General features: G+C 64.0%; 24 protein-coding genes. 13 read left to right on the top strand and 11 right to left on the bottom strand.

Going from position 1 to position 21,318, the window contains the following annotated elements; translation table 11 throughout:
- Positions 1-17 precede the first annotated feature (17 nt).
- From CGZ66_RS35665 to CGZ66_RS35650, 3 genes are all read left to right on the top strand, one after another.
- Entirely contained in the window at positions 18-1,274 is a 1,257-nt protein-coding gene (locus tag CGZ66_RS35665) for an ATP-binding protein (protein WP_095091292.1), read from the top strand.
- A 236-nt stretch (positions 1,275-1,510) separates the two neighbouring features.
- Positions 1,511-1,687 carry a nickel-binding protein gene (locus CGZ66_RS40475; RefSeq protein ID WP_206073837.1) on the top strand — a complete coding sequence of 59 codons (177 nt, stop codon included), beginning with the start codon at positions 1,511-1,513 and terminating at the stop codon, positions 1,685-1,687.
- 441 nt (positions 1,688-2,128) lie between these two features.
- Positions 2,129-2,410 (top strand): hypothetical protein, encoded by a 282-nt coding sequence (locus CGZ66_RS35650; RefSeq protein WP_143748944.1) that lies wholly within the window; start codon positions 2,129-2,131, stop codon positions 2,408-2,410.
- Positions 2,411-2,541: 131 nt separating this feature from the next.
- Here CGZ66_RS35650 and CGZ66_RS35645 read toward each other — a convergent pair whose 3' ends face one another.
- Positions 2,542-4,044 carry a helicase HerA domain-containing protein gene (locus CGZ66_RS35645; protein WP_095091289.1) on the bottom strand — a complete coding sequence of 501 codons (1,503 nt, stop codon included), beginning with the start codon at positions 4,042-4,044 and terminating at the stop codon, positions 2,542-2,544.
- Positions 4,045-4,463: 419 nt separating this feature from the next.
- Here CGZ66_RS35645 and CGZ66_RS35640 point away from each other — a divergent pair, with 419 nt between their 5' ends.
- Positions 4,464-4,769: a hypothetical protein gene (locus CGZ66_RS35640; RefSeq protein ID WP_095091288.1), complete on the top strand. Its 306-nt coding sequence runs from the start codon at positions 4,464-4,466 to the stop codon at positions 4,767-4,769.
- A 122-nt stretch (positions 4,770-4,891) separates the two neighbouring features.
- Positions 4,892-5,263 (top strand): endonuclease domain-containing protein, encoded by a 372-nt coding sequence (locus tag CGZ66_RS35635; RefSeq protein WP_095091772.1) that lies wholly within the window; start codon positions 4,892-4,894, stop codon positions 5,261-5,263.
- Between the two features lie 161 nt (positions 5,264-5,424).
- On the opposite strand, the gene CGZ66_RS35630 is transcribed toward CGZ66_RS35635, so the two are convergent.
- Positions 5,425-6,177 (bottom strand): GntR family transcriptional regulator, encoded by a 753-nt coding sequence (locus CGZ66_RS35630; RefSeq protein ID WP_095091287.1) that lies wholly within the window; start codon positions 6,175-6,177, stop codon positions 5,425-5,427.
- A 102-nt stretch (positions 6,178-6,279) separates the two neighbouring features.
- Between CGZ66_RS35630 and CGZ66_RS35625 the strand changes: the two genes are divergently transcribed.
- A complete protein-coding gene (locus tag CGZ66_RS35625) occupies positions 6,280-6,825 on the top strand; it encodes an autotransporter (RefSeq protein ID WP_095091286.1) in 546 nt (181 codons plus the stop codon).
- Between the two features lie 49 nt (positions 6,826-6,874).
- Here the strand turns inward: CGZ66_RS35625 and CGZ66_RS35620 are convergent, their stop codons facing one another.
- The 3 genes from CGZ66_RS35620 to CGZ66_RS35610 all read right to left on the bottom strand — a co-directional run bounded on the left by CGZ66_RS35620 (position 6,875) and on the right by CGZ66_RS35610 (position 9,716).
- Positions 6,875-7,705, bottom strand: coding sequence for an aldo/keto reductase (locus tag CGZ66_RS35620; RefSeq protein ID WP_095091285.1), 831 nt, complete (start codon positions 7,703-7,705; stop codon positions 6,875-6,877).
- A 111-nt stretch (positions 7,706-7,816) separates the two neighbouring features.
- The gene (locus CGZ66_RS35615; RefSeq protein ID WP_095091771.1) at positions 7,817-8,449 is read right to left on the bottom strand and encodes a Vgb family protein; all 633 of its coding nucleotides are present in this window, start codon (positions 8,447-8,449) and stop codon (positions 7,817-7,819) included.
- Between the two features lie 46 nt (positions 8,450-8,495).
- The gene (locus CGZ66_RS35610) at positions 8,496-9,716 is read right to left on the bottom strand and encodes a helix-turn-helix domain-containing protein (RefSeq protein ID WP_095091284.1); all 1,221 of its coding nucleotides are present in this window, start codon (positions 9,714-9,716) and stop codon (positions 8,496-8,498) included.
- Between the two features lie 453 nt (positions 9,717-10,169).
- Between CGZ66_RS35610 and CGZ66_RS35600 the strand changes: the two genes are divergently transcribed.
- The 4 genes from CGZ66_RS35600 (at position 10,170) to CGZ66_RS35585 (ending at position 12,843) form a co-directional block, all read left to right on the top strand.
- Positions 10,170-10,922, top strand: coding sequence for a DUF899 domain-containing protein (locus CGZ66_RS35600; RefSeq protein ID WP_095091282.1), 753 nt, complete (start codon positions 10,170-10,172; stop codon positions 10,920-10,922).
- A gap of 229 nt (positions 10,923-11,151) precedes the next feature.
- Positions 11,152-11,427 carry a hypothetical protein gene (locus CGZ66_RS35595; protein ID WP_095091281.1) on the top strand — a complete coding sequence of 92 codons (276 nt, stop codon included), beginning with the start codon at positions 11,152-11,154 and terminating at the stop codon, positions 11,425-11,427.
- Entirely contained in the window at positions 11,424-12,428 is a 1,005-nt protein-coding gene (locus CGZ66_RS35590) for a zinc-dependent alcohol dehydrogenase family protein (RefSeq protein WP_095091280.1), read from the top strand. Before CGZ66_RS35595 ends, CGZ66_RS35590 begins: the two co-directional genes overlap by 4 nt.
- A gap of 142 nt (positions 12,429-12,570) precedes the next feature.
- Entirely contained in the window at positions 12,571-12,843 is a 273-nt protein-coding gene (locus CGZ66_RS35585) for a hypothetical protein (protein WP_095091279.1), read from the top strand.
- A 36-nt stretch (positions 12,844-12,879) separates the two neighbouring features.
- On the opposite strand, the gene CGZ66_RS35580 is transcribed toward CGZ66_RS35585, so the two are convergent.
- From CGZ66_RS35580 to CGZ66_RS35555, 6 genes are all read right to left on the bottom strand, one after another.
- Positions 12,880-13,737 (bottom strand): sigma-70 family RNA polymerase sigma factor, encoded by an 858-nt coding sequence (locus tag CGZ66_RS35580; protein ID WP_095091278.1) that lies wholly within the window; start codon positions 13,735-13,737, stop codon positions 12,880-12,882.
- Positions 13,737-14,210 carry a carboxymuconolactone decarboxylase family protein gene (locus tag CGZ66_RS35575; protein WP_095091770.1) on the bottom strand — a complete coding sequence of 158 codons (474 nt, stop codon included), beginning with the start codon at positions 14,208-14,210 and terminating at the stop codon, positions 13,737-13,739. Before CGZ66_RS35575 ends, CGZ66_RS35580 begins: the two co-directional genes overlap by 1 nt.
- Positions 14,211-14,345: 135 nt before the next feature.
- Complete coding sequence (locus CGZ66_RS35570; RefSeq protein ID WP_095091277.1) at positions 14,346-15,344, bottom strand: bestrophin family protein; 999 nt, start codon at positions 15,342-15,344, stop codon at positions 14,346-14,348.
- A 190-nt stretch (positions 15,345-15,534) separates the two neighbouring features.
- Positions 15,535-16,224: a substrate-binding domain-containing protein gene (locus CGZ66_RS35565; protein WP_245331362.1), complete on the bottom strand. Its 690-nt coding sequence runs from the start codon at positions 16,222-16,224 to the stop codon at positions 15,535-15,537.
- An 11-nt stretch (positions 16,225-16,235) separates the two neighbouring features.
- Positions 16,236-16,457, bottom strand: a complete 222-nt coding sequence (locus CGZ66_RS35560; RefSeq protein WP_143748943.1) for a hypothetical protein — start codon at positions 16,455-16,457, stop codon at positions 16,236-16,238.
- A gap of 19 nt (positions 16,458-16,476) precedes the next feature.
- Positions 16,477-17,088 carry a TetR/AcrR family transcriptional regulator gene (locus CGZ66_RS35555; protein WP_095091769.1) on the bottom strand — a complete coding sequence of 204 codons (612 nt, stop codon included), beginning with the start codon at positions 17,086-17,088 and terminating at the stop codon, positions 16,477-16,479.
- 289 nt (positions 17,089-17,377) lie between these two features.
- Between CGZ66_RS35555 and CGZ66_RS35550 the strand changes: the two genes are divergently transcribed.
- Genes CGZ66_RS35550 through CGZ66_RS35540 form a run of 3 tightly spaced genes read left to right on the top strand, consistent with a single transcriptional unit; the run spans position 17,378 to position 21,178 of the window.
- A complete protein-coding gene (locus CGZ66_RS35550; protein WP_095091275.1) occupies positions 17,378-17,875 on the top strand; it encodes a (2Fe-2S)-binding protein in 498 nt (165 codons plus the stop codon).
- Positions 17,872-18,930, top strand: a complete 1,059-nt coding sequence (locus CGZ66_RS35545) for an FAD binding domain-containing protein (protein WP_095091274.1) — start codon at positions 17,872-17,874, stop codon at positions 18,928-18,930. The genes CGZ66_RS35550 and CGZ66_RS35545 overlap by 4 nt, the downstream gene beginning before the upstream one ends.
- Positions 18,920-21,178, top strand: a complete 2,259-nt coding sequence (locus CGZ66_RS35540; protein ID WP_095091273.1) for a xanthine dehydrogenase family protein molybdopterin-binding subunit — start codon at positions 18,920-18,922, stop codon at positions 21,176-21,178. Before CGZ66_RS35545 ends, CGZ66_RS35540 begins: the two co-directional genes overlap by 11 nt.
- Positions 21,179-21,318 lie beyond the last annotated feature (140 nt).

The raw sequence follows: 21,318 nt of genomic DNA, 5'->3' as shown, positions 1-21,318 counted from the left end.
CGACTGAGGCGATCCCTATGCTGACCCGCGCCGTTGCCGCTCATATCGAGGCTGGGGATTCAGCGCGCGCCGCCAGATCCGCTGTGACACTTGCCAAGATCCAAGCCGAACGGGGAGCGGCTGCCGTTGCGGAGGGATGGCTGGAACGTGCTGCTTCGCTTCTTTCTCAGTCCAAGGACGCGAGCACGGAATCGTATCTGCTAAGGATGAAGTCACGTCTTGCATCCTCAGGCGGCCGCCCTGAGGAAGCGCTTCAGTTGGCTTCGGCCGCCCACTCGATAGCTGAACATTGCGATGACCCTGGCCTGCGAGCCCTGACCCTGACCTACAAGGGATTTTACAATCTGGCGCTTGGGAAGATCGAGGAGGGCAACGAGCAGCAAAACCATGCGGCGGCGATCGCGTTGTCGAGCCAGGTGGACCCAATCACCGGTAGCCTGGTCTATTGCAACATCCTCTGGAGCTGCAGGACTTTCGCCGATTGGTCGCGTGCTCGCCAGTGGAGCGAAGGTTTTGAAAGCTGGTGTACCGCAAGCTTTGCCCAAACATCAGGGGCCTGTGACCTTCATCGTGCCGAAGTGGTTGCGGCGCAACAGATTTTGCCTGAGGCCCTGGCTTGCATAAAAGAGGCGCTTCCTAAACTTTCTGCAGAGGAATCGTGGTCGCTTGGCGAGGGCTTTCGGGTCCGTGGCGATATTTTCGCCATGATCGGCGATCTCGCGTCGGCGCGAGCTGACTACGATCAGGCCTATGCACTTGGCTGGGACGCGGAGCCGGGCAATGCCTTGCTGTTGTTCGAAACCGGCGACTTGGAAGGTGCGCTCGCTGCAATTGACCGTGTCTTACAAGGGGTGTCATGGTTCCATCTTCAGCGGCGCGGAAACCTGTTGGTCAATGCAGCCTGCATTGCAGTACGCGGTGGACGCTCGAACCAAGCCTCAATCTATCTGACCGAAATCGATGCACAACCACAACGCCGGCAACAACCGGCGACACAGGCGCTGATAGCCGAAACAAAGGCTGCACTCTGCAAGCCAGACGACCCGAACAAAAATCGCCTTCTTGCTGTTGGCCCGGCAACTTTGGACAAGCGCCGGTGTCGATTATCATGCGGCGAGGATTCGCCTGCAGTTGGCAAGAGCTCTGCTCGGCTCGGGCTACGTCAGCGGCGCGAAAGTAGAGATCACAGCGGCAGAAAGATCGGCTCGTCACCTGGGATCGCAGCGCCTGGACCAAGAAGCCGCACTGCTTCGCCACAGCCTTTTGCCCGATAGCCAAACGCTCATCGATGGTCCCAGGCAAGAGCTCATCAGCTGAACGCCGCTCGCTTGCCTGCCGCGATGAGCTACGGATCAGTTCTTGCCGCCTATCCGGGGCGAAGATCAGCCAAAGATAAGCTCGAGATAAGGACGGTCAGTCCCCTCAGCAGGTAATTTTTCCCTGTCATGCAGACACGCATGGCACCAGCGGCGCCGACAATGGGTCGGCGCGATAGCGAAAGGGAAAAATCGTGAACCTCTATGTCATCCGTCGCCCTAGCGCATGGGCATCTCTGCAGGAACTCGAAGCCGCCGGCGCGAAATCAGCGAAGGTCGCCAAGGAACAGATGCCGGGCCAAGTCCGCTGGATCCGCAGTTACGTGGTGAATGAACCCGATGGGCGCATCGGCACCTTCTGCATCTACTAGGCGAAAGACGGCGAGGCCATCCGGGATCACGCCAAGCGCGTCGGCATGCCGGGAGAGGAATTCTACCCGGTGGCCGACACCGTCACCCTTCAAAACGATCCGATTTCAGCAGCGGCCGCCTGACGGAGTCCAGTTGCTGCCTCACGTCATCAGCGTGGGGCAGCATCGCGCAACCAACAGGCAATGAACAGACGGCGGTTGGAGGCGGCATGCCCGCATACCAGCGCCCGCGAATCCTACCGAATGGAGAAAACAATGTTTCACTACCTCAAGCATGTTTCGATTGGGCTGAAGGCTCGCAGAACCGAGAGGGCTTTGCGCGCTCTGCCAGACCATATCCCGAAGGACATAGGCCTTCGACGCGATGCAATCTCGTATGCCGTTCGAGAGCATCTGAAGCACGATCGTATTTGATCGTTCGCAACTAGATGGAATTGGAAAATGGAAATTCTTATAAACATGGCGAACATCATGTATGTGGTCGCTTGCTTCACGTTGGATATTTTGCGGCTGCGGATACTGACGACTGCAGCAGCAATCTGTCTCGCCGTGTATTTCTACAGCCAGCCGGCGCCGCTCATGAACGTGGTCGGCTGGAATGTTTTCTTTGTGCTTCTGAACCTCATCCAGATCGGCCGCATCTTGACGTCTCGCTACGTCAAGCTGCGGTCATATTCTCGCCGGGAAAATGCCGGCGGGCGTATGCGAAATGGCGGGTTTTGAACGACACTGGCGCTCGAAACCGAGACATCAAGTATGAGGCGCATGGTTCCGAAAAGGTACGGCCAGCGGTTGCTGGCGACTGTCGGCACTGGCGCAAATTCGCGGCAGGCCGGAAACCTGAGGCTACCGCCTCACACCGCCAGGCGTCCCTGCTCCGCCTCCTCGGCGTTGGGGTCGCCCGGGGCCGTTGCCCAGGCGAGTTCGACCAGCGTCACGGTACGCCGGCCTACCCCGTCGAGCTGGCAGACGATGAGGCCTTGCTCCTCGATGTAGGTGAGGAGACGCCGGGCACGGCGCAGCGAGTGGGAGCCATAGGCGCGGGCGATCGCAGCATCGCTCGGGCAAGGCCAGCCCTCCTTCGCCGCCCTGGCGATCATCATGAACACGCCCTGCATATCATCAGGCAGCAGCGAGGCACGCACCGAGACGTCCTGCCAGGCGTCATCCCCTGCTGCCATGTCGGAGCCGAGCCCGGCGCGGGCGCCCGTCAGCATGCGGCGGAACTCCGGCAGATCGGGCACCACCGAGGCAAGGCCCTCGATGCGGCAGCGCACCACGAACTCTTGATAAAGCACGCCTATGACACGGAAGCCCGCGTCCGGCTGCGCCAGGATGGCGCGCAGCACACGGTCCACACGCTCGCGGCGCTCGGCCAGATCCTCGGCGCTGATTTGCGGCTCCACCGGCTCGGGGCGGATTTCGAGTGCCGCCGACTTCGCCGCCATCAGTTGATCGAGCAGGTCCGGCGACGACCGGCGTTGCGGCCGCACCGTCTCGGGTGGCGGCGCTGCCAGGATGATGGCGCGTGCGTCCTCAAGGGCTGCTTCCGGCAGCGGCATCAGCCGCGGCGTGCCGTTGCGCGGGCTGGTGTCGGTCGGGCCGATGCGCAGGCCGAGCGGCCGGCGTGACAGCGCCGGACCGAGCGCCATGAACTGGCCGCGTTCCAGGTCGCGAAACGCCTCCGCCTGGCGCCGCTCCATACCCAAAAGGTCGGCTGCGCGCGCCATGTCGATATCGAGGAAGGTGCGGCCCATGAGGAAATTGGATGCCTCGGCGGCGACGTTCTTGGCGAGCTTGGCCAGCCGCTGGGTGGCGATGATGCCGGCAAGCCCGCGTTTGCGGCCACGGCACATCAAATTGGTCATCGCGCCAAGCGAGAGTTTGCGCGCCTCGTCCGAAACCTCGCCGGCCACCGCCGGCGCGAACAGCTGCGCTTCGTCCACTACCACCAGCATCGGATACCAGTGGTCGCGAGCGACCTCGAACAGCCCGCCGAGGAAGGCGGCGGCCCGCCGCATCTGATTCTCGGCGTCGAGCCCCTCGAGATTGAGCACGGTGGAGACGCGGTGGATGCGCGCCCGCTCGCCGGCGCTCTGCAGGCCGCGCTCGGTATGCTCCTCGGCATCGATCACCAGATGGCCGAAACGGTCGCCCAGCGACACGAAGTCGCCTTCGGGGTCGATGATGGTCTGCTGCACCCAGGGGGCGCTCTGCTCCAGCAGCCGCCGCAAGAGATGCGATTTGCCGGAGCCCGAATTGCCCTGCACCAAAAGGCGCGTCGCCAGGAGCTCCTCGAGATCGAGCGTCGCCGGGGCGCCTGCGGTCGTGTGTCCCATCTCGATCGCAACGGTCATCTCGACTCAGGCGCTCCTTTCGCAGACGGGCTTATCAACCCGATCACAGCCCGTCGAGCGCGCATGGCCGCCCGCGCCGTGTTGCGCACAGGCCAAAGACCGTCTCCGGATCATCCGCAACAAGGGAACCCTGTGGATAGTAACCACCTGTTCACCATGTGACGGCGTTCCGATTGAAGCCGCGCCGCATCCGCTTAGCCTGACCTTGCATCGCGTCCCCAACGTGGTGCGTCCCAACCGCCCCCTGGCGACCGACGTTTTCAAGTTCCCTCTCGCAGTATATGTCGGTCGCCAACCTCGCCTGATCCCGCCAAGTTCCGACATCGTCGAGACTCGCCCGCTGGCGCAAACTTTGGGTTGACCGCCCCGGAGCGCGAGGCGACACTTCCCCGACGCTGGAAGTGCGAGGAGGAAAAGCGATGGACGAGCCCGAACGGTGGCGCCACATGTCGACGGCGCCGAGGGATGGCAGCCGCATCCTGGTCACGGTTCGCCCGTCCGAACAGGGGCCGGCGGAAGTCGACCTCGCCTATTGGTCGCGCGCCGACCAGTTCGCCAGCGAAGGCTGGCGCGCGTCGGACTCCTCGCCGGGACGCGTCGTCGAATACGCCGAACCGGAACTGAAATGCTGGATGCCGCTGCCGACAGCCAATCTCAGCCGCGCCTCCATGCCGGCCCCCTGGGAGGGTGACGACGCACAGCAGCTCGACGGCTCGGGGATTTGAGGACGCTGCGGAAGGTTGGCGAAAGCGGCTAAGCTGCCAATCTCCCCCAAGTGGGGGAGATGTCCGGCAGGACAGAGGGGGGCGCCTTAGATCGCCAGCCTCAATCACAATCGAAAATGGCCATGCCCCACACACCGTTGCCTCCGCAGAACCGCGCAAACGCTCGATCAATGCGCAAGGTCATGACCAACGCCGAGTTGAAGCTCTGGAACGAGCTTCGCGCGCATAGGCTGATGGGCCTAGGCTTTCGCAGGCAATATCCGATCGCTGGCTACATTATCGATTTTGCCTGCCCGGAAAAGAAGCTCGTCGTGGAAGTCGATGGGTCGCAACACGGCCGAGCGGATTCCACCGTGGCCGACTTAGTCAGGACGAAGCGTCTGGAACAGGATGGTTGGGCGGTGCTGCGGTTTTGGAATGATGACGTCGTCCGCGACATCGACAATGTCTGCCAACATATTGTGATCGCTGCAGGTTTGGCCGGAACGCCTTGATATGTCGGCGGGACAGCGCCCCCCTCTGTCCTGCCGGACATCTCCCCCACTTGGGGGGAGATTGACAGCTTCGCCGGTCGACGCCTGTCAGTCCCGTGTCCTGTTGTCAATCGCCCCAGCTTGCGTGCGATGCTGGCGCCGCGCGATCAGACCGGATGCCATCAAGCGAAGTCTTGCAGATTGGTTTCCCGGAGCTTGGCGCCTGCCAGCAGGGCTTCGAGCACCTGCTTCTTGAGCTTGAGGCACTGCGAGCGGGCAAGTTTGACGATGCCGGAAACGTCGCTCACCTCGCAGGCATGAACAAGGTCCTTCTGCTGACCGATGATCAGCTGCGTGAAGTCGCGCGACCTGAATCCGAGGTGGAGAGCCCTCTCCGACTGGTCGAGTATCTGGCCCAGCAACTGCGCCAGGCGTGAATTTCCGGACATCTCCGCCAACGCAAGACGAAAGGCACGATCCGCCGCCAGGAATGCAACGTGGCTGCGCAGCGTCTCCGGCTTCAACACCTTCCTGGCTGCCTGCCTGACATCTTCGAGCCCGCGCTCGGTGAGGCCCGACGCACCCACCCTGAACACTTCCGGCTCGATCAGACTGCGGACATCGAAGATCTCGGTGACATCGCGCAGCGTCAGCGGCGTGATGACATAGCCACGTCGCGGCTCGCTCCTGACCAGGCCCTCCTGCATCAGCCGGGTCAGCGCCGCGCGGATCGTCGCCTTTCTGATCAGGTATCGATCGCCAATCTGCTTTTCCGTCAGCGTTTCACCGGGGCGAAGCACGCAGGCGACGATGTCGCTCTTCACCTGCTCGTACGCCTGTTCGCTGCGCAGCAGATCGGCTGTCGACGGCACCGCGGCCGTGCCGGCGGACAGTGCCGGTTTCGGCGATGCGGCATTCAAATCGCGAGGAGTCATGCTTGTTCCGTTCTGGCGATCCGGTTGACGCCGCCATCGACTTTGAGTAGGTTTGAGCATCTCAGATATATCATCTGATCATCTCAAAAGGGATAACTGGCAATGGCTATTCCGGTTGGCTCGCCTCTCTACGCCGTCGTCGATGATATCGTCAACGCTGCCGGAAGTCCCGATCCTCTCGCACGAATAAGGGCGGTGTTGGGCGACCATACCAACCGTCTTCACGCATTGGGGGTGCTCGTTCATGAAGAAGAAGACGACGAGGTGCTTCTCCATGCAAGCCGGAATTTGACGATCTATCACATCACGCTGTCGCCCGGTCTGCAGTACCCGCCGCACAACCATTTGATGGACGCGTTGATCGGCATTTACAGGGGTGGCGAGACGAACTTCATCTATCCCGATGCCGCCAGCAAGCTCGATGCCCCGCGACGGCAGGACTCCACCGCGCCCACCGTGCTGCACCTGCCCCGGCATACCGTGCATTCGGTCGCCAACACCGGCAGCGTACGGTCCGGCGCGCTTCATGTCTATCTGGGCGATCTCCCGGCGACCCACCGACAACTCTGGGATCTGCAAAGCAATCAAGCCGAGCCGTTTGACAACGATCGCTATCTGGCCGGCGCCCAGCCCATCGAGCGATCTTGAGGCAGGCGCCCTTCTCCCACAAACAAGGGGAGAAGGGAGAGCCTTCCCCTCAGAACAGGAACGACGCCGTGGCGGGGTTTGGGCCGGTGCGGCCGTTTGGCGAATCCATGCCCCGGATCGTCTGCAGGTCCGGCGCATCCAGCTCGAAATCGAAGACATCGAAATTGGCCGCGATGCGATCCCTGCGGATCGACTTTGGAATGACGATCAGCCCTTCCTGAAGGTGCCAGCGGATGATCGTCTGCGCCGCGGACTTGCCATGCTTGTCGGCAATGCCCGCAATGGTCGGGTCGTTCAGCAGCCGACCGCTGCCCAGCGGGCTCCAGCTTTCGATGCGGATGTCGTTGCTGGCATGAAAGTCCTTGATACCGCGCTGCTGGAACTGGGGATGCAGCTCGATCTGGTTGACCACTGGCGTCACGCCGGTCTCGCCGATGATCCGCTCCAGATGGTCCTGGTTGAAATTCGAAACGCCAATGGACTTGATGCGGCCTGCCTGCCTGAGTTCGACCAGTGTCTTCCACGCCTCGACATATTTGTCCTGGCCAGGAACCGGCCAGTGGATCAGGAACAGGTCGAGTTGCTCGATGCCGAGTTTCTCCATCGTCTCGTCGAAGGCGCGCAGCGCCGCATCGCGCTGGTGTGCGCCGTTGCGCAGCTTGGAGGTGATGAACAGCTCGCCTCTCGGCACGCCGGAGCTGCGGATCGCCTCTCCAACCCCATCCTCGTTCCGATAGCCCTCGGCGGTGTCGATCAGACGATAGCCGGCCTCGATCCCCCAACCCACCACCCGGGCGGTGATATCCTGGTCGACTTGCCACACGCCAAGTCCGAGCTGGGGAATGGCGGAGCCGTCGTTCAACGGTATCTGTTCAGGCATGGCAGGTCCTTTGCAAAAGATGATCCGGGCGGTCCGCCCGGCGCATGCCCTATCTAGGTTCGACAGGGAGCAACGACCAGTCGACAGCGGTCGAATTTGCCGGGTGCGAGCTCATCTCGGCCGGCGCACCGCCCGCACCACCCCGGCGGATACGCTGCCGCAGAACAGGCGTTCGCCGCCATCGGATTCCAGCCCCGAGACGCCCATGCCGGTCGGCATGTCGAGCTTCTGCAAAACCTTGCCGGTTTGCGGGTCGACGCGGCGCAGGTCGCTCTGCTCGCCCTCCCAGGTGGCGTGCCACAGTTCGCCGTCGACCCACGTCACCCCGGTGACGAAGCGGTTGGATTCGATGGTGCGCAGGATTGCCCCGGTCTCGGGGTCGATCTGGTGAATCCTGCGCTCCCGGTACTGGCCCACCCAGAGCGTTCCTTCGGCCCAGGTGAGCCCGGAGTCGCGCCCGCCGCCGGGCGCCGGAATGGATGCCAGCACCTCCCCGGTGTCGGGGTCGATCTTCTGGATGCGATCCCCGGCAAGCTGGAAGAAATGCCGGCCGTCATAGGCGGTGCCAGCGTGCGCGGCGACATCGATCGAGCGCAGCGCCTGCCCGCTTTCCGGATCGAAGGCGTTCAGTTTCTCACCGGAGGCAAACCAGACGTTGCGCCCGTCGAAGCTTACCCCGTGCACGGTGTCGACGCCCGGAAAGGGTCCGTATTCGCGCAGGATTTCGGCCGCTGAATGTTTCATGTCTTTGTCCTCACTGAGATGATCGGGCATTTTCAGGGATCATCCTCTAACCGTTCGGCAGCGGTGCCGGGAGTAACAAGGTCGTCGTGAATCCGGCCACCGGCGGCGTCATCCAGCGGCGCGCCCGGCCGTGCCCGAACGACTGCACCTTGCCGGCCTCGCCAAGCTGCTCCAGCGCCCGCTGCACGCTGCGCTGGCCGGTGCCAAGCGCCAGCGCCAGCGCCGAACTCGCCCAGGATTCACCATCGGCAAGCAAGGCCAGCACCGCCGCGTGCCGCTCCTCGAACGGCCGCGCCAGCACCACCACCTCGGGCGCCTGGCGCGGCGCCAGCGCAAAGCCTTGGCTCGTGGCATTGATGTCGGCAAGCGTGCGCAGTTCGGCGCGCAGTCGGCCGATCTCGACCCGCAATCGGGCCCGATGCGATTCATCGGCGTGCCTGCCGCCAAACGCCTGTGCGATGAGAGTCGCCCGCGACACGTCCGCCGGCCATGCTTCGGCCAGCGTACGCGCCAGTGCAAACAGCACCGGGCGCGTTGCCAGCGAGACCATGGTTTCCTGCTGGCGCACGAGATAGCGCAAGGCATCGACGACCAACGCCGGCGACGCCTGCAGCGCCTCGACCTCCTCGAGCAGCAAGGGGCGTTGCTGGCCACGCGCGATCAGCCGCGCCGCCGGCGCGTCCAGCGCCAGGAATGCGTTGTCGACCTCGGCCATCAGCCCCGAGATACCGGCGCGGCGAGCGGCGTGCCGCGCCCACTCCAACGCCGTGCGCGCAGCCCTTGTCTTGAGGCGCCGCATCGCGATGCCGGCGACGGCCAGTTCGTGCGCGGCTCTCGAGGCCGGCGGAAGCGGCGCAGGGTCGAGCCCGGCCAGCACGTCTTCTGCCTCGTCGAGGCGGCCAATCAGCAACAGTCGCCGTACCTTGAGATGGCCGGCATGCGCGGCGTTCAGCCGGTCGCCATGCTTTTCCAGCGTCGCCCGCGCCGCATCCAGCGATTTGGCGGGCCAGCCAAGGTCCCGCGAGACCAGTGCGATCTCCGCCTCGGCGACGACGCATCTGGCGCGCGCCACCGCTTCCTTCGGACCGAGGGCGCGCGCGGCCCGCCGCAACAGCGCCTTGGCGCGGTCGAGGTCGCCGAGCTGCGCCATCGCGATGCCGCGCAACGCCAGCGCCGGCGCGTCCTCGCGCAGGGCGACGCGGTCCAACGCCCCGAGTGGATCGCCCGCGGCCAGCGCCAATGCCGCTGCCGTGATCAGCGAGTCCATTCAAATCCCGTCACACTTGTAACTCCCACCCCTGCACTGCCCGCCCTAACTTAAGTCATGACCGCCAACCAGCAAGCCGTATCGGCAACAGGCGGCACACCAGGGCAAACAGCAATGACTTGGATGATGACCTAGCCATCAGGACAGGCGGAAGGCGCCGTAGCCGCCGTTGACGCCAATATCGGCACTCGTTAGCCTGAGCATCTTAGATATCGATATTAAGCATCTCATAAGGGATAATTGACAATGCCTGACTCCGACGATCTGCCTCTCCACGCGACGAACGACACGGTCGAGCGCGCCGGGCGCCACCCCTGCTGCGGCGGGCCTGCCCATTCAAATCCTGTCACACTTGTAACTCCCACCGCTGCACTTCATCGCCCTACCCTGCCTCACGATCCGCAAGCAACAACGCGCCGCCACGGCGCCACAGACTGACAAAGGAGACGAGCAATGACCAAGCACACCACAATGAAGACCCCACCAATCGTTTCACAGCAGGCGTGGGAAGCCGCGCGCGAAGAGCTGCTGGTAAAAGAGAAGGCGACGCTGCGCGCCAAGGACGCGCTGGCCGCAGAGCGCCGGCGCATGCCGTGGATGGAAGTGGACAAGGCCTATGTGTTCGACGGGCCGAATGGCAAGGCGAGCCTGCTTGATTTGTTCGAAGGCCGCCGCCAGCTGATCGTCTACCGCGCCTTCTTCGAGCCGGGGGTCCATGGCTGGCCCGATCACGCTTGCCGCGGCTGTTCGCTCGGTGCCGATCAGGTCGGCCATCTCGCCCACCTCAACGCCCGCAACACCACGCTTGCCTACGCCTCGCGCGCACCGCAGGCCGACATTGCGCGACTGAAGAAGCGGATGGGCTGGGAGATGCCTTGGTACACCATCACCGATAGCTTCGACAAAGACTTCGGCGTCGACGAATGGCACGGCCACAACGTCTTCATCCATGACGGCGACCGGGTATTCCGCACCTATTTCATCAACAGCCGCGGCGACGAGGCGATGGGCACCGTGTGGAGCTACCTCGACGCAACGCCGCTCGGTCGCCAGGAGATCTGGGAAGACTCGCCCGAAGGCTATCCGCAGACCCCGCTCTACAGCTGGTGGAACTGGCACGACAATTACGACGCCGCGCCCGACCAGAAATGGGCAGAAGTGTCGGCTGCCGGCGAAGCGGCGTTCAGGGACAAGGACGGCCAGTAAGGATCTGCTGAGAGTGTCCGGCCGCCATCCAGCTTGGGTTCCTCGCCCCCTCCAAAAGCGGGGAGAGGTGGCCGCGAAGCGGCCGGAGAGGGGGCTTTCGTAGGACGCGGCCCCCTCTCCGTCTCGGCTTCGCCGAGCCACCTCTCCCCCACTCTCGTGGGGGCGAGGAACCCAAGTCCTGGCGAGCAGGTCGCACGCAACAAGGCACAACCATCAAGGGAAAAGGACCATGAGCGATATCCATACCGGTGCCAGCGGCGCGATCCCTGCTGAAGACACAAACCCGGCAACGCTGGGTCTCGCCGACTGGCTGTGCCTCGCCGCGGCACCCACCTTCGCCCTGATGGCGCTGTTCAGCTGCATTCAGAATGGCGATGCGGCTATCCTGTGCATGGGTGCGAACGCTTCGCTGCTGACCAGCATGCCGGTGATGTATCTCCTGATGAGTGCCTTCCATCTGGCGCCGTGGCTGAGGGTGATGTCCGGCCGGCCGGTCCGGCAATGAGGCTGGTCAGGCTGAGAGCGCCGGGTGGCTTGGGCAACCTCGAACTGGTGGAGGAAGACCGTCCCCAGACAGGACCGGGTGACGTGCTGGTCAGGATCCGGGCCTGCTCGTTGAACCTGCGTGACGATTTCGTCGTTCAAGGCAAGATGCCGCTCGCCGACGGCCGCGTTCCGCTGTCCGATGGCGCGGGCGAGGTGATCGAAGTCGGCGACGATGTCGATGCGTTCAAGGCTGGAGACAGCGTCGTCAGCACCTTCTACCCATGGTGGCTGGGCGGTGACATGACGCCTGCGACCAGGCGCGACATACCGGGAGAAAGTTTCGACGGCTTTGCAAGCGAATATGTGTGCATGCCGGCACACGCCTTCACCAAGGCCCCGGTGGGCTACACGCATGTGGAGGCGGCAACGCTCACCTGCACCGGCGTCACCGCCTGGCGCGGCCTGGTTGTGTGCGGCAAGGTGAAACCCGGCGACACCGTGCTGGTCCTCGGCACGGGCAGCGTATCGCTGTTCGCGTTGCAATTTGCCAAAGCCGCCGGCGCCAGGGTCATCGCCACTTCTTCCGACGAGCAGAAGCTGGAAAGGCTAAGGCGCCTCGGCGCCGACGCCGTCATCAACTACAAGGCCGTGCCGGACTGGGGCCAAAAGGCCCGGGATTTGACGGACGGCCGCGGCGTCGATCACGTGATCGAGGTCGGCGGCCCCGCTACGCTGACGCAGTCGATAGCGGCCTGCCGGACGGGCGGCCATATTGCGCTGATCGGCGTCCTGACCGGCTTTGCGGCGGAAGTGTCGATCCCGGCCCTGTTTTCGAACCAGCTCCGCATCAGCGGGATCTCGATCGGCAGCAGGGCGGACCAGGAGGACATGATCCGGGCCATGGAGGTCAACCGTCTGAAGCCCATCATCGACCGCAGTTTTGCGCTTGAGGACATCGCCGGTGCCTTCACGCACTACGAATCCCAACGGCATTTCGGCAAGGTCTGCCTCGAACTTTGAGCGCCCCGAAAGCGGCATCCCCGCACATCCATCAGCAACAGCTAATTGACAGCCCGGAGGAAACGGCGCTGACTGACTGCACAGGTGGATCGCACAACAGGCGGGCGATATCGACCGCCGGCGTCGCCTTGGGGAGGATGCCATGCCAACCGTAATTGGCCATCACAACATCACGAAGGACAGCAAGCACTGGCTCAGTTCACCCAAGCGCAAGGAGCTTTTCGGCGCGCTGGGGATCACCAACATCCGCACGTTCGTCGATCCGCAGAATCCGAAACGAGTGGCCCTGATGATGGACGTCCCGGACATGGATGCCCTTGCGACAATGATGCAGAGCCAGAAAGCCGCTGACGCGATGGTCTACGATGGCGTGGTACCGGAATCGCTGGTGATCCTGGTCGAAGCCAAGGGTTAATGCGCGTCGCCTGAATCCGTTTCAACGCGACGCGCTTTAATGCAAGTGGCGGAGCTTGTCGGGGTTGCGCACCACATAGATTGCCGCGATCTTTCCGTCTTCGATGTCGAGTGCGGTCGTCTGCAGTTCGCCATCGGCTTCCAGCGTGATGAAGCCGGGCAGTCCATTGACGAAACCGACACGAACAAGCGTCGAGGCGTTCTTCTGCAGCCAAGCCGCCACACGCTCGTATTGCTGCATCACGGCATCGAACCCCAGGACCACTTCCGTGGCTGCCGGACGCTTCCCGCCGCCATCGGCATGGGCGCTGACATCGGCCGACAGCATCGCGCCAAGCGCCTTCATGTCGCCGCTGCGCGAGGCAGCGAAGAAGGCCTCGGCGAGCTCGAGGCCGCGTTGCTTTTCCACCTTGAAACGCGGTCTCGCCTGGCGGACATGGGCGCGCGCGCGGGCAGCAAGCTGGCGGCAGGCAGCGGGTTCGCGCTGGATGGCGGCCGCGACCTCCTCGAATCCCAGCCCGAACACATCGTGCAGCAGAAAGGCCGCCCGTTCGAGCGGCGAAAGACGTTCCAGCACCAGCATCATCGGCAGGGTGACGTCATCCACTTCGTCCTCTTCCACGACGGGATCGGGAAGCCAGGGACCGACATAGGTCTCGCGCTGGCGGCGCGCGGATTTGAGCTGGTCCAGGCAAAGCCGCGTGACCGTGCGGCGCAGGAATGCCGCGGGCTCACGCACCTCGCCGCGGTCGGCCCGCATCCAGCGGATGAAGGCCTCCTGCACGACATCCTCGGCATCCGCCACGGAGCCAAGCATGCGGTAAGCGACGCGCATCAGCGTCGGACGCAGCGGATCGAAGGCCGCCGCCGCATGCTCGGTCCCTGCGCCCGTCATCAGGCGGCCGCCGCCTTGGCCGCGGATCTTATCGCCGCCGGATCGGCCCAGCCACCGAACCCGACTGCAAGGCGGTTGTAGCCGTTGATGACATTGATCATCAAGGTGAGCTTGACCTGCTCTTCCGGCGTGAATTCGGCCTCCAGGGCCTCGTAGGCGCTTTCGTGCGTATGACCTTCGCAAATCCGCGTCAGCGCCTCGGTCCAACCGAGCGCGGCGCGTTCGCGGTCGGTGTAGCAAGGCGCCTCGCGCCACGCCGACAACAGGTAGATGCGCTGCTCGGTTTCGCCGTCCTCGCGTGCGAACACCGTGTGCATGTTGAGGCAATTGGCGCAGCCGTTGATCTGGGATGCACGGATCTTCACAAGCTCGGCCAGGCTGGGCTCGAGGCTGGAGGAAATGGCGAAGGATGCGCGCTGCCATTCCTTCATCAGCGAGGGGGCAGCGGCGAAGAGATCAAGTTTTGCGGTCATGATTGGCTTCCTTCTGTTGGTGCCGACCTCATGACGAGTCAGGATCCGCCAGTGTGACATTCACGCCAGGTTTTTATCGCCAGCCAGCGCGAGAGATCGCCCCGGCACCTAGTATCGGCCGTCGGCGACGCTTGCCTAGGTCGCGATATCGTTGACTGGCAGCAATGGCTTGGGGAGGTCAACCTCACCAAGCCCGGTGCGCAGTTCGATCTCGATGTCGCGACAGATTTGCGAGATCGGAACATCGTTGGCGTTGCCCTCGAAAGGGTTGGCACTGCTCTCGCCGACCTGGTCGAGAGACATGTATGCCCACCCGAGGAGTGTGCTGAAGGGGATCGTGAGCCAGATCGCGATCGGGCCGAGTGCGCCGCCCAATTTGCCCATGTCGGCAAAGACTGGAACGACGCCAAATGGCAGCAAGGTGCAAAAGATCATAACGAACAAGGAACTGACGATGGCGTATTGCCGGGGATATGGATTGTTCTTGATGCGATCGCAGCGCGCCTGCTGATCATGGAAGTCGCGGATCAGCTTGACGAGTTCGACATAGACCTGCGGAGGGATTTTGGCCTCCTTGAACAAGGCATTGACCTGGACCGATTGCATTTCGAGCAGGATTATCGCCGGATGAGGCGACTTCACGACGTCGTTGGCTTGTTCTCCCAACAGCGGACGCAGTTCGTCGGCGATCGAGCCCGCATCCTCCTGGATATTGTAACGCCGCCGGTATTCGACATTGACCGCCCGTCCCATGGATTCCCACGGCATCGGCCGCCGCAGGGCGAACCTGAGGGCCGTCAACCAGGCGAGATGGCGGTAGATGAGTTGCCTGGCTGTCGGCACATCGTTGAAGTCCCTGCAGAAATTGGACCACAACCGGCTGCTGGCTGTAATTTGCGCAAAGGCTTGCAGCGCTTCACTGCTGCGGCTGAACACCTGCGAATTCTTGAACCCGGCAACGAGTGACACGGTGGTGCCGAGCACGAGCACCACCGACCATGGCACTGAGAACCCGGTGACGCCTGGAAGACGGTAGGCCGCCACGGCCAGCGCGCTCACCACCACCATGTAGATGACACTGCGCCGCGACCAAAGTGCGAAATCTATCACCTTGTAGGAACGGCCTACATACATCGGGTGCCCTCGAAAGCGTGGATGACAAGCAAATCAAGCGATCACGCCTAGCATACCGTTTGCTCACCATGAATGGCCGTCTTGGCATGAAGCCGACTGTTGCGAGACCGATTCCCAAAGCGCGTCGCGTCCACTCTTACCAAAAACATGGGCACGGGGTCGCCCCCGTACCCATGGCTTTTCGCCTATCTCAATTGCACTTCGGCTTGGCGCTGTTGCAGGCGTCGACCAGTTCGGCCGGCGGATCCTTGTGGAACACGGTCTTGAAGGACTCCAGCACGTTGGACTGCACCACCGGCAAGGACTGGACGCCGACCCAGGCGGACGTGGGTTCACCGATCAGCGCCTTCATCATCGCCAGCGCTTCGGCGACGCCCTGATCATAGGGGCGCTGCGAACCGGTTGCCTTCAGCGGTCCACCCTTGGCGATTTCGATCGCCGACTGCAGGCCAAGATCGACAGTGGTGATCGGAATGTCGATGCCTTGCGCGCGCATCGACGACAGCGTGTCGAGCGCCGGCTGATCCCACACCGCAAACAGGCCCTTCACATCGGGATTGCCGGTGAGGAAGTCGCCGGCGATCTGCGACACCTTGGAGGGATCGGTGAAATCAACCTGCTTCATGACGATGTCGGGCCGGTTCTTCTTCATCCACTCGCCGACGCCCTTGGTGCGCTCGTTGGTGCTGAAATAGTCGACGCCGAAATTCACCAGGCCGATCGTGCCGCCCTTCGGCATGCAGGAAGACAGGATCTGCGCCGCAATCTGGCCGTTGCCCTGGCTGTCGGCCGAGATCATCGAGGCAAAATCCTTTGGAGATTCGAGGCCAACCGGGATGCTGTCCATGAACATCAGCTTGATGCCGGCCTCGCAGTGCAAGAGCGGTCTTATCAGGTGCGATGCGAAAGATAGTCGCGAATACGAAGCAGCCGACGTTGAATTTCCGGAGTGTCGAACAGAAACTGGCCACCACCGGGCCTGTAGCTCGCAAGCTTTACAACGGCACTTTGAACAAGCTCGTCGTCCGGATAGGCCTCGTCGAGCAGCACTTCCAGGCTGTTGGCGGCGGCCAGGCTGGTGTCTTCTCCGCTGACGAACCTTGTCAGCACCAAGATGAGGCTATCCACGGAGTCACCCCTTCCCCGCCCCGAACCGCAGACCGTCCATCAGCAGCGACACCAGCCGGCGTGAGCGGTCGCGCCATTGCGGGGTGTCGGGTGCCGAATAGATGCCCGACAGTGCGTGCAGCACGTCGGAAGCGTCGACATCGCCGCGGATCGTGCCCTCGGCCACCGCCGCCTCGACGAGTTGCCGCAACGCCTGCGAAACCCGGCCCGACGTGTCGGAAAACAGCGTCGAATTGGTGGTCAGCAGGATGCGCAGGCTGGTCGCCAGGCCGCGCTTGGTGGCGATATAGTCGACGAAGCGCTGCATCCACTGCTCCAGCGCTACATCGGACGGATGTTTTCCGGCGAGTTCGCCGGCAGCCGCGCACAGCGCCTCCGCCTCGCGCCGGTAGACCACCTCGACCAGATGCTCGCGGGTCGGAAAATGCCGGTAGAGTGTGCCTATGCCGACGCCGGCACGGCGCGCGATCTCCTCCAACGAGGCGTCGATGCCACGCTCGGCAAAGACGGCGGCCGCCACCTCGACCAGCCTGTCACGGTTGCGCTGCGCGTCGGCGCGCAGCGGCTTGGCCTCTTCGACCTTCGCTTCAGTGATGGCGGACGGCTCGGCGGCCAATTTTTTCTCCACGGTGTGGCGGGGGGCTTGAACCCGGCCGGGTCAGCCCCCACGTAATAAACGGAGGCGCCTCCGTTTTAGTGGAGCACCTTTATCATATAATAAGGCGAACCGGTATGTCACGTGCTGAAAGTAGCCTCCCCGCCCGCTGGGAGGTCGGTGAAGACCGATGAGTGCTATCTCCCCCATACGAGGAGATTAGCCAACCCGACCGCAAGGTGACCTTGCTCATCCCCAGCAAGGCACCAGATCATTCCCATTAGCGTCAAGCAATTGGAGCCAGACGCCCATGACCAGCCTTCCCCTCGCTCTCACCATCAACGGACACCGATACGAACTCGAGGTCGATCCACGCGTCACACTGCTTGACCTGCTGCGCGAGCGGCTTGAGCTCACCGGCACCAAGAAGGGCTGCGACCGCGGCCAGTGCGGCGCTTGCACGGTACTGGTCGATGGCAAGCGCATCAACTCCTGCCTGGCGCTGGCTGTCAGCCATGACGGCGCCAAGGTCTTGACCATCGAGGGTGTCTCCCACGGTGAAGACCTGCATCCGGTGCAGGCCGCCTTCATCGCCCATGACGGCTTCCAATGCGGCTTCTGCACGCCGGGTCAGATCATGAGCACGCTCGGCCTGATCGCCGAGGCGCAGGCCGGCGACGATCCCGAGCGCATCCGCGAGGGCATGAGCGGCAATCTGTGCCGCTGCGCTGCCTATGGCGGCATCGTCGAGGCCGTCCTGGAAGCCCAGGAACAACTGGCCAAGGCCGACCGGAGGACCGCGGCGTGAAGAACTTCGATTATATCAGGCCCACCACCATTCCCGACGCCATTGCGGCGGCGGCCGAGCCGGGTTCGGCCTATCTCGCCGGCGGCACCAACCTGCTTGACCTGATGAAGGGCGGCGTCACCAGCCCCGAGCGGATCGTCGACATCTCGCGCCTGGCGGAGCTCAACCGCATTGAGCGGCTGGCCGATGGCGGCCTGCGCCTCGGCGCGCTGGTGCGCAATGCCGACCTCGCTCATGATCCAGAGTTCGCCAGATCCTATCCGGCGGTGGCGGAGGCCTTGCTGTCGGGCGCCTCGGCCCAGCTTCGCAATGCCGCCACCGTCGGCGGCAATCTGCTGCAGCGCACGCGCTGCAGCTATTTCTACGACACCGCCAGCGCCTGCAACAAGCGCGAGCCGGGCGCAGGCTGCGACGCGCTGGGTGGCGAGAACCGGCTGCATGCCGTGCTCGGCTGGAGCGACGCCTGCATCGCCACGCATCCATCGGACTTCTGCGTGCCGCTGGTGGCGCTCGACGCCGTGGTCGAGATCGAGGGCAAGAAGGGCCGGCGTCATGTGACGCTGGAGGAATTCCACCGGCTTCCCGGCGAGACGCCGCAGCGGGAGAATGGGCTGGAGCCCGGCGACCTGATCGTTGGGGTGCGCCTGCCGGCGGAGGCCGCCTCCTTCTCCGCCAATGCCCGCTATCTCAAGGTACGCGAGCGCACCTCCTATGCCTTCGCTGTTGTCTCGGCCGCCGCTGCCCTTGTCGTCGAAGGCGGCAAGATCCGCCAGGCGCGTCTGGCGCTGGGCGGGGTAGCGGCCAAGCCATGGCGGGCGCGTTCGGCGGAAGCGGTCCTGCTTGGCGCCGATGCCGACGAGACGAGCTTCGTCCGTGCGGCGGACGCCGCATTGGCCGATGCCAGTCCCTCCGGCGACAATGCGTTCAAGATCGAACTCGCACGCCGCATCGTAGTCAGGGCGCTGATGTCTGCTCTGGCGGGAACGCCTGGACGGCTGCCAGCCCTTCCTGCCTCCCCATTTTCCTCCATTCCCGGAGTGCGCCATGACGCTTGAACTCAGCCTCAATCAACAACCCGCCCATCTCCGGCAGGGCTCCAGCATCGGCCAACCGCTGACCCGCCGCGATGGTTTTCTCAAGGTCACCGGTGCCGCCCGTTACGCCGCCGACAATCATCCGCCCGGCATGCTCTACGCAGTACTGGCCGTCAGCGGCATCGCGCGCGGCCGCGTTGCTTCACTGGATGTCGAGGCGGCCAAGGCGCACGGGGGCGTGGTCGAGGTGATGACGCCTCAGAACCGGCCGCCGCTCGCCACCGATCCGGATGCCAAGAACAATCCCTTCATGTTCCGGCTCGACCTGTTGCAGAACGATCGAATCCGCTACCCGAACCAGACCATCGCCGTGGTGATCGCCGAAACGCTGGAGGCGGCGACCGAAGGAGCAGCACTGCTATCGCCGCGCTATGAAGCGCAGCCGGCGCGCGTTGGCCTCGACGGCGCCGAAAGCTTTGTGCCGGGCGGTGTCGGCATCGGCAGTCCTGCGGTGCACCACAAGGGCGATGTCGAGGCCGGTCTCGAGTCGGCGGCGACGCGGATCGAGGCGACCTACGAGACCTCGGCCCAATACCACAACGCCATGGAGCCGCATGCGATCGTCGCCGCCTGGGATGGCGACAGCCTGTCGATCGACACGCCGAGCCAGGGCCTTGCCATGGCACAGGGCCGCATCGCTGGCCTGTTCGGCATCGCGCCGCAAAACATCCACATCCGCAGCCCTTTCCTGGGTGGCGGCTTCGGTTCCAAGGGCATGATCTCCGGGCCGCAGGTGCTGGGCATTCTGGCGGCGCGTCTCGTCGGTTGTCCCGTCAAGCTGGTGCTGCGGCGCGAGCAGATGTACGGGCCCGCCGGCCATCGCGCGCCAACGCGCCAGACCTTGCGCATGGGCATGGACCGCGAAGGGCGGCTGACAGCGATCGACCATCACGCCAAGACCGCATCGAGCACGTTCGACGATTTCTTCGAACCGGCCGCCGATGCCTCGCACACGCTCTATGCCAGCCCGGCCATCGCCACTTCGCACGAGGCGGTGCGGCTGGACACGGGCACGCCGCTGTTCATGCGCGCCCCGGGTGAAGCCACCGGCTCGATCGCGCTGGAGAGCGCCATCGATGAGGCGGCCGGGGCCTGCGGCATGGACCCGCTGGAGTTTCGGCTGCGCAATTATGCCGAGGTCGAGCCAATGACCGGCAAGCCGTTTTCGTCCAAGGCGCTGCGCGAATGCTACACGCTGGCATCAGAGCGCTTCGGTTGGCAGCGCCGTCCGCTCCAGCCGCGCCAGATGCCGGACAAGGATGGCTTTCTGACCGGCTGGGGCATGGGCACGGCGACCTTTCCGGCGATCATGTTCCAGGCTGAGGCGCGTGCGGTGCTGAGGGCCGACGGCAGCGGCCTGATGGAGACCGGCGCGCAGGACATGGGGCAAGGCGCCTGGACCGCCTTCGCCCAGATCGCCGCCGACGGGCTGGGGCTCGACATCGACCAGGTCGATTTCAGGGCCGGCAGCTCCGACCTGCCCAACGCAGGCATTGCCGGCGGCTCCGGCCATACGGCAACAGCCGGCATGGCGATCCACAATGCCGGAGCCGCCGTCATCGCCAGGCTCGCCGATCTCGCCACCGGCCATGAAGCCTCGCCGTTGTTCGGCGCCGGCAACGAGGGCGTCCTGGCGCGTGGCGGCCGCCTCTACCGGCGCGACGACGAAAATCGCAGTGAAAGCTATGGCGAGATCCTGGCCCGCGCCGGGCTCGCCGAGATCGATGGCCGTGGCACGGGAACCCCAGACCCGGCCTCGCGGGAGGCCTATGCCATGCACGCGCATGGCGCAGTGTTCGCCGAAGTGAAGGTCGATCCCGATTTCGGCCAGATCCGCGTCACCCGACTGGTCGGTGCCTTTGCCGCCGGGCGGGTCATCAATCCGCGGCTGGTGCGCAGCCAGTATTATGGCGGCATGATCTGGGGCGTCTCCTTCGCCCTGCATGAAGAGGCCGTCACCGACCGGCGCTCGGGCCGTATCCAGAATGCCAACCTCGCCGAATACCATGTCCCGGTGAATGCCGACGTGCCGTCGGTCGAGGCGCTGCTGGTCCACGAGGACGACCCTTACGTCAACGCGCTCGGCATCAAGGGCGTTGGCGAAATCGGCATCACCGGCACGGCTGGCGCCGTCGCCAATGCGGTCTGGCATGCAACTGGCGTGCGCCCCAGGCGCTTTCCAATCCGGATCGAGGACCTGCTGGGATGACTAGTGATCCGCGTAGCGGACAGAAGGCCAGTTGCCTGGCTTTCCAAACGACGAATGCCCGGAGCGAAAGCGAAGGGACGGACAGCTGGGAGATCCGGTAGGTCTGCCGGCTGTCCTTGCCTGCCCAACATCAGCTCAAT

Origin of the sequence: Mesorhizobium sophorae, from assembly GCF_002270415.1 — a bacterium.
In the GTDB taxonomy this organism is placed as follows: domain Bacteria; phylum Pseudomonadota; class Alphaproteobacteria; order Rhizobiales; family Rhizobiaceae; genus Mesorhizobium; species Mesorhizobium sophorae.
Note: the sequence above shows the minus strand (reverse complement) of the source record. Positions and strands in the feature narration are given on the sequence as shown.